The 7,836-nt window shown below is 37.9% G+C and carries 7 protein-coding genes and 1 pseudogene; 7 read left to right on the top strand and 1 reads right to left on the bottom strand.

The features are described 5' to 3' along the window. Window positions 1–118: 118 nt before the first annotated feature. Window positions 119–1,438 (top strand): major outer membrane protein, encoded by a 1,320-nt coding sequence (locus tag CYO90_RS05340; protein ID WP_103578743.1) that lies wholly within the window; start codon window positions 119–121, stop codon window positions 1,436–1,438. A 129-nt stretch (window positions 1,439–1,567) separates the two neighbouring features. On the opposite strand, the gene CYO90_RS05335 is transcribed toward CYO90_RS05340, so the two are convergent. Further along, entirely contained in the window at window positions 1,568–2,170 is a 603-nt protein-coding gene (locus CYO90_RS05335) for an MBL fold metallo-hydrolase (protein WP_103578742.1), read from the bottom strand. A gap of 120 nt (window positions 2,171–2,290) precedes the next feature. Between CYO90_RS05335 and CYO90_RS05330 the strand changes: the two genes are divergently transcribed. The 6 genes and pseudogenes from CYO90_RS05330 to kdsB all read left to right on the top strand — a co-directional run bounded on the left by CYO90_RS05330 (window position 2,291) and on the right by kdsB (window position 7,617). After that, window positions 2,291–3,028 (top strand): NAD+ synthase, encoded by a 738-nt coding sequence (locus CYO90_RS05330; protein ID WP_103578741.1) that lies wholly within the window; start codon window positions 2,291–2,293, stop codon window positions 3,026–3,028. Between the two features lie 11 nt (window positions 3,029–3,039). Continuing rightward, the gene (locus CYO90_RS05325) at window positions 3,040–4,170 is read left to right on the top strand and encodes a DegT/DnrJ/EryC1/StrS family aminotransferase (RefSeq protein WP_103578740.1); all 1,131 of its coding nucleotides are present in this window, start codon (window positions 3,040–3,042) and stop codon (window positions 4,168–4,170) included. Next, complete coding sequence (locus CYO90_RS05320) at window positions 4,163–5,083, top strand: tetraacyldisaccharide 4'-kinase (protein ID WP_103578739.1); 921 nt, start codon at window positions 4,163–4,165, stop codon at window positions 5,081–5,083. The genes CYO90_RS05325 and CYO90_RS05320 overlap by 8 nt, the downstream gene beginning before the upstream one ends. A 50-nt stretch (window positions 5,084–5,133) precedes the next feature. After that, the gene (gene cutA / locus CYO90_RS10795; RefSeq protein ID WP_103578738.1) at window positions 5,134–5,448 is read left to right on the top strand and encodes a divalent-cation tolerance protein CutA; all 315 of its coding nucleotides are present in this window, start codon (window positions 5,134–5,136) and stop codon (window positions 5,446–5,448) included. After that, a pseudogene (thrC, locus tag CYO90_RS05310) lies at window positions 5,445–6,907 on the top strand (threonine synthase). The gene cutA and the pseudogene thrC overlap by 4 nt, the downstream one beginning before the upstream one ends. After that, on the top strand, window positions 6,904–7,617 hold the full coding sequence (kdsB, locus tag CYO90_RS05305) for a 3-deoxy-manno-octulosonate cytidylyltransferase (protein WP_103578737.1): 714 nt from the start codon (window positions 6,904–6,906) through the stop codon (window positions 7,615–7,617). The pseudogene thrC and the gene kdsB overlap by 4 nt, the downstream one beginning before the upstream one ends. The last annotated feature ends 219 nt before the right edge of the window (window positions 7,618–7,836 follow it).

The following is a 7,836-nucleotide window of genomic DNA, read 5'->3' as shown; positions in this document are numbered from 1 at the left end:
ATCTTATTTTGGTAAACAATCGGTAATAATTTTTGAAATTTTTAACAAAATTTAAGCTATAAAATTAATTTTCTATGATAATATCCTTTCAAAACATTTTTATCAAAAGGAGATTTAGATGAAACTTACAAAAGTTAGCTTAGCTGCTTTGGTTGCTTTAGGTGCATTTTCAAGCGTTGCAAGTGCAACTCCACTTGAAGAAGCTATAAAAAATGTAGATCTTTCAGGATTTGCAAGATATCGCTATACAAATGATAGTACTAAAAATTCAAAAGTTAATGATACTGTAAAAGGTAGTAGTGCTGGTCATGCATTTAGAATGGAAACAGCATTTAAAGCCGCGATCGATGATAACTTTTTTGGTGTTTTGAGACTAAGATATTCTGCTACAGATAATTCTGGTGATAATGCAGGTGCTGGTACAGATAGAACAGATACAACAGGAACATTCGGTGTTTATGAGATGTATCTAGGATATAAAGCAGGCAACACTACCGTTACAGCTGGTAAACAGCTTATTAAGACATTCTATGATGATGGTGATATAGCTGGTACTGGTCTAAAGGTAGCAAATACTGACATACCTGGTCTTACTTTAACAGCTGCTGCTTATGATGCTATTGATAACGATGCTGAAATATTAAAAGACAAAAAAAACAATATACAATATGATAAATTTGGACACATTAAATATAAAGCTAAAAGCCCAGATATAGATGGCCCATTATTGTCAAGACTTGGCAGTGCTGAATTTAGTGATGTTGCTGGCAATATCTATAACTTAGGTGCTATGGGTAGCTATGATCCAGTATCATTCAAAGTAGCGATTACAAATATTCAAGAACTTGCTACACTTTACGGTGCTGAAGCTGGCGTAAGTTTTAATGTAACTGATGATGTGAATCTAAACTTAAAGGGTCAATATGTACATAATGACTCAGATCATAAAAAAGTAGCTGATGCTAATTTCTGGGCAGTTCAAGCTGGCACAAAACTATTTGGTGCTAAACTTAATGCTGGTTACTTAGATTTTGATGCTAAAAATAAAGACAATGACGCTAAAAATAAAGACAAAATTGCATTTACTTCAATTGACGCAAATGGACAGTTAATCAACCCAGCTAAGATCCTAAATGGCGCAATGAGTGGTAGCCAACAATACTATAATAATATTAAAGGCAACAACGACTACTGGTTTGTTAATGCTGGATATGATATAGATAAATTTGGCTTTGGTGCTGGATATACTCAAGGTAAGGGTACAAGCTATGCGCTTGGCAAAGAGAGAGCAAAAAGAAACGAATGGTCTCTTGATGCTAGCTACAAATACAGCAAAAAGCTTACATTCCTTTCTTGGTATGCAGCTGCTAAAGACAAAAAAGATGGCGCAAGCTTTAAACAAGATCGTATCAGATTTGAAGCAAAATATAGCTTCTAAAAACATTTATCCGAGCGAGCTTTCGCTCGGATCTTCTTTTAAACATAAATCTTTTTCATAAAATCAAAATTTTACAAGTACTTTATAGAAAATATATATTTAGTCTAATAGTTTTCTTAACTAAGAATATTAACTTTTTTCTATGATCTCTACCCATCTATCAAGCTCTTGTTGTTCGGCTTTTAGCGTGCTGCTTTCGCCGTGTCCTGGGTAAAGTGCGAAGTTGCCCTTTAGATTTTTGCATTTTTCTAAACTATTTAGCATCTCATTTTTATCTGAAAATGGAAAGTCCCAGCGCCCGATGCTACCTTTAAATAAAAAATCTCCACTAAAGATCGCGTCTTCTATCTCTATCATCGAGCAACCTGGTGTGTGTCCTGGGAAATGGTGAAATTTAAAAGAGAAGTTATCTACCACAAAGCTCTCATCGCCTTGAGCCAAAACATCTGGCACAAAGGTATTTTTCATATAGCCAAAAATGTCACTCTCACACATAAAAGCATCAAATTTATTGATATAAACTGGGATTTTTAGCTCATTTTTTAGCTCGCTCACGTCGTAAATATGATCAAAATGTCCATGAGTACAAAGTATCGCCTTTAAATTTTTTGCATTTTGCAAAACCCACTCTTTTGCCCCATCGCCTGGATCTATCACCAAACTTGAGCCATTTTTGGTAATAATGTAGCAATTTGTCCCAAAATCGCCAAAATTTTTATACATTACTCTCATTTTTTACCTTAAATTTATCATTTCTTAAATATTTGCATCTTTTTACTTAAACTTAAAGAAAAATTTTAAATTTAATTAGTATAATTTTTAAAAAAGGAAGCAAATTTAGGCAAAGGGACAATGAAGGGGTATCAAAAAATAGAAGAAACCTTAGTTTTTAGCTTAAAAGATAAAACTAAAGGTAAAAAACTACTATTAGGCGTAAGCGGTGGTATTGATTCTGCTGTGGTTGCGACACTTTGTGCGAGAGCAAAGCCAGATGAAACTCATGCACTCATCATGCCAACAGCATTATCAAACAGACAAAATATGGACGATGCCTTAAATTTATGCAAAAAACTAAACATAAAATACAAGGTTTTATCTATAGAGGGCATTTTAAATGCCTTTTGCGAAACGATAGATGCAAATTTAAGCAATTTAAGAAAAGGGAATTTAGCAGCTAGAGTTAGAATGAGCTTGCTTTATGATTATTCATCTAGTATAAACGCTCTAGTCATCGGCACAAGCAACAAAAGTGAGCTTATGCTTGGATATGGCACGATATTTGGGGACTTGGCATGCGCTATAAACCCTATCGGTGAGCTTTATAAGAGTGAAATTTTTGAATTTGCAAAACATCTTGGCGTTGATAAAAATTTTATAGACAAGGCACCTTCGGCCGATCTTTGGGATGGGCAAAGCGACGAGGGGGACATAGGTTACAGCTATGCTGTTATCGACGAGATTTTACAAAATTTAGAAAATAACAAGGAGCAAGTCATCAAAAAGTTTGGATCAAAAGCGGTCTTGGATATAGAAAATAGAGTTGTGTCAAACAGGTTTAAACGACAAATGCCGTTGATAGTAAAAATCTAAAAGGATTTGATATGAGAGAAATTCCGTTTTACAAACCGACTATCACTGAGCGTGAAAGTGAGCTTATAGAGGAGGCTTTGCGTTCTGAAAATGCTACTGATACAGTTGCTAAATTTGAAGAAAAGATCAAAGAGTACTTTGGTGCTAAATTTGTTATCACTACAAACAACATCGCAGCAGCGCATCATCTGGCTCTAAGCGCTATGGATACAAAGCGTGGTGACAAGGTCATCTGCTCAGTAAATGCCTTCCCTAGCATTGCTCAGGCTGTTAGACATTTTGATGCTGAGCCAATTTTCGTTGATATCGATGAAGAGGATTTTAACATCAGTTCAGAAGCCCTTGAAAAGGTGCTAAAAGAGCAAAATCACAAAAAACTAAAGTGCGCTTTTATCTCGCATATCGCTGGACAAAGTGCTAAGCTTGACGAGATAAAGGCTATCTGCGAAAAATATGGCATCGTTGTTTTAGACGATGCAAATAGGGCTATAGGACTAACATATAATGGTAAAAAGGTTGGTTCAGACTCGTTCTTATCGTGCTTTCAGACAAACTCACGTGTGCAAAATCCTATCTCAACAGTTGGATTTTTCACGACAAATGACGAAGAGGTCTATAAAAAAGCAAAACTGCTTCGCAACTACGCCCTTATAAATGGTATAGATAAATTTGGTAGCTTAAGCTACATCTACGACGTTGTTGATATCGGTTTAAAATATGACATAAACTCGATAAATGCGGCATTTTCTATCGCTCAGCTTGAAAAGACAGACGAGCTTATAAAACGTAGAAAAAAGATCGCTGAAATTTACGATAAAGAGCTTAAAGAGTGTCACAACATCACAACTCCGGTCAAAAAACGCGAGCACATCTACACTCAGTACATCATCAAGATAAATAAAAACCGCGACAGCTTTGCTAGAGAGCTTTTGGAGCGTGGAATTCACACTTCGCTGCACTACATACCGATACATTTGCTAAGCTATTATAAAAATAAATATTCACTTAAAGTAAATGACTTCCCAAATGCTCTAAAAGCGTATCAACAAGTCCTGTCGCTACCTATCTATCATAGTTTGAGCGACGAAGAGGTGCAATACATCTGCAACACGGTAAAAGAAATTTCTAAATCACGTGTTTAAGAAACTTAACATCCTTTTGCACTCTTGGGCGAATGACTACTTCTTTCGCCCAAATTTCTTTCAAATTTTACTAGCATTTTTACTTCTGCCACTAAGTCTTATTTACGCTCTAGTCGTTATTTGCAAGAAATTTAGCGCGCAAAAAAAAGATCTAGGTATAAAAATAATAAGCGTTGGAAATTTAACCCTTGGAGGAAGCGGAAAAACCCCACTTTGCGTCGCTATCGCTAAAAATTACGAGGGCGCTTTTATCATCCTTAGAGGCTATAAAAGAAAGAGCAAAGGTATGCAAGTTGTCGCAAGAGATGGAGAAATCTTACTTGACGTAGCAGCAAGCGGCGATGAGGCGATGATATACGCTACAAGCATCAAAAACGCAAATGTGATAGTGAGCGAAGATAGAAAAGTAGCGATAAACTACGCCAAAACTCACGGCGCGAAGTATATCTTGCTGGATGATGGATTTTCTAAATTTGATATAGCCAAATTTGACATCTTGGTGCGCCCAAACCCTGAGCCAAAGCTAAAGCTTTGCCTGCCAAGCGGGGCTTATAGATATCCATTTAGCTTTTATAAATTTGGTGATTTCATCGCACGTGAAGGGCAAACTCACTTTAGAAAGAGCGAAATTTTAAACAAAAGCGAAAAAATGGTGCTAGTAACCGCCATAGCAAACCCAGCGCGTCTTGAAGCATTTTTTAGCGATTGCGTGGGGCAGGTCTTTTTCCCTGATCACTACGACTTTTCAAAAGAAGAGCTAAGTGAAATTTTACAAACCTACGGCGCGACCTCGCTTTTGATGACGCAAAAGGACTATGTAAAGGTAAAGGACTTTGGGCTGAGAGTTTCGCTTATCACGCTTGAAGTTACGTTAAGCGAGGAGTTTAAAAAGGTTTTAGCGCAGCAAATTTAAGCCCATTTTGTTATAATGAGCCACTTTTTAAAAGGAAAATTTAGATCAAAATGAGAATTTTAATCACCTCAGTCGCAAAGAAAAAAGAGGCAAAAAAACTAAGCAAAAAGCTCGTGAAAAAGGGACTTGCAGCTTGTGTGAGTAGTTTTAGCGCAAAGAGCATTTATCTTTGGCAAGAGAAGCTTTGTGATGAAAAAGAGCAAATTTTACTCATAAAAACGGACGCGAAATTTAAAAAAGTAGCTAAATTTATAAGAAAGCACCACAGCTACGAAACCCCAGAAATTTTGGCGCTTAAGCCAAAAGAGGTTTTTAAAAAATACGAAAATTGGATAAAAAAATCAACCAAAAAAGGCAAAAAATGAGACTAACACCAACTAGAAGCGTGAAAGATGAAAAGGTAAAAAATGTAAATTTAAGCACAGCCATGCTTAGCCCAAGCTCTGCTTACGGCGGACTTTACGCGCCAAAGAAGTTACCAAAGATCACAAAGGCAAAGTGGCAAGAGCTCTCAAGCCTAAGCTACGAAAAGCTCGCACTTCACATCATCTCGTTATTTAAATTTGACGTGCCAGAGGCATTTTTCAAAAAAGCGCTCAAAAGATACGCAAGCTTTGATGATCCAAGCACCCAGTCATTTTTAAAAAAATAGATAAAAATTTATATGTAAATGAGCTCTATCACGGCCCAACTAGGGCATTTAAGGATATGGCGCTTCAGCCTTTTGGCTCGCTACTTAGTCAGTTAGCAAAAGAGAGGGGCGAAAGATACCTTATCATGTGCGCAACTAGCGGTGACACGGGCCCTGCGACACTTCAAACCTTTGCAAATGACGAAAATATCAAGGTCGTTTGCCTCTACCCAGACGGCGGTACGAGTGAGGTTCAAAAGCTTCAGATGCAGACCATGCAGGGTGAAAATTTAAAGGTTTTTGGCATAAAAGGCGACTTTGACGACGCTCAAAAGGCGCTAAAAACGCTGCTTGCAAATGATAAATTTAAGGCTGAGCTTAAGAAAAAGCGCCTTAAACTAAGTGCGGCAAACTCAGTAAATTTTGGAAGAATTCTCTTTCAGATCATCTACCACGCCTACGCCTACGCAAATTTGCTAAAACAAAAGGCGCTTAAGGCAAACGAGAGCTTTGACATCATCGTGCCAAGCGGAAATTTCGGCAATGCTCTTGGGGCGTATTACGCTAAAAAAATGGGCGCAAAGATCGGCAAGATCAAGATCGCCTCAAACGCAAACAACATCTTGACGCAGTTTTTCACCACCGGCGTTTACGACCTCAGGGACAAAAAGCTGGTTAAGACGATAAGCCCAGCCATGGATATCTTGATCAGCTCAAATGTCGAGCGCTTGCTGTTTGATAAATTTGGTAGCGGGCGAACAAATGAACTCATGCAAAGCCTAGCCAAAAATAAATTTTATAAGCTTATCAAGCAAGAGCTTGAAGCGCTACAAGAGGACTTTGAGGCTAGCTGGTGCGATGATAATGAGTGCGAGGCATATATCGCAAAGCTTGCAAAGGACGGCTACGCGATCGATCCGCATACGGCTACTTGCTTTAAAATGGTGGATGCTAGCCGCATAAATGTCATCACATCGACTGCGCACTGGGTGAAATTTACGCCAAGCATGATCAAAGCGTGCCAGATCAAAGATACAAAAGATGAAAAAGATGCGCTGGCAAAGACCGCTAAAATCTTAAATGACAGCGTGCCAAGCTCGATAAACTCACTATTTAGTGCGAAAATTTTACATAAAAATATCATAAAAGAGGACGAGATAGAAAAGTGCGTCCTAGAATGGATCGAGCGATGATAATCATCCCAGCCCGCCTTGCCTCAACAAGGTTTAGTAATAAAATTTTAAAAGAGATAAACGACGTGCCGATGTTTGTGGCGACGGCTCTTAGAGTAAGCGGCGTGGATGATGTGGCGGTTGCTGTGGATGAGCCAAGCGTGCTTGATATCGCTAAGGCTCATGGCATAAAAGCGGTGCTAACTAGCAAAGATCATCAAAGTGGCACTGATAGGATAAACGAAGCGGCGCAAATTTTGGGGCTAAGCGAGAGCGAGATCATCATAAACGTGCAAGCCGACGAGCCATTTATAGAGCCTGAAAATATCGCCAAATTTAGGGCATTTTGCGAGCAAAACAAGGAGAAAGCCTTTATGTTTTCTTGCTACAAAATGATGGACGATGAGTTTGCGGATGATAAAAATTTAGTCAAAGTGGTGACTGATTTTGAGGGCTATGCGCTTTATTTTTCAAGATCGAGGATACCATTTAACAGAAGTGAGTGCAAAAACTACAAGGCTCACCTTGGCATCTATGGATACAGTGTAAAGAGCTTAAAAGAGTTTTGCGCGCTCATGCCTTCAAGCCTTGAAAATACTGAGAAGCTCGAGCAGCTGCGCGCCTTAGAAAATGGCAAAAAGATAGCGATGCTGGAGGTTGAGAGCCAAAGTATCGGTATCGACAGCGAAGAGGACTACCAAAGAGCGTTAGCTAAATTTGGCAAGAAGTAATGTAAGTGAATTCTCTTTAATAAACATATAGATTAAAGAGAATTCTTGCGTATTTTATAACTTTATTTTTACATACCTTAATATAAAAAATTTTTTGGTATGAAGCGAAGTGTAGAGCTTCAAATTTAGGCTACTTTTTTATCTTCTTAAATTTTATTTTTTTGATCTTATTTTTAACTACATGAAATTTTGAAGCCGCAGCCGAGCATATATCTTTGT

The sequence above is a fragment of the Campylobacter concisus genome (assembly GCF_002913745.1).
Lineage (GTDB): Bacteria > Campylobacterota > Campylobacteria > Campylobacterales > Campylobacteraceae > Campylobacter_A > Campylobacter_A concisus_R.
This window is presented reverse-complemented; position numbering and strand designations above follow the sequence as displayed.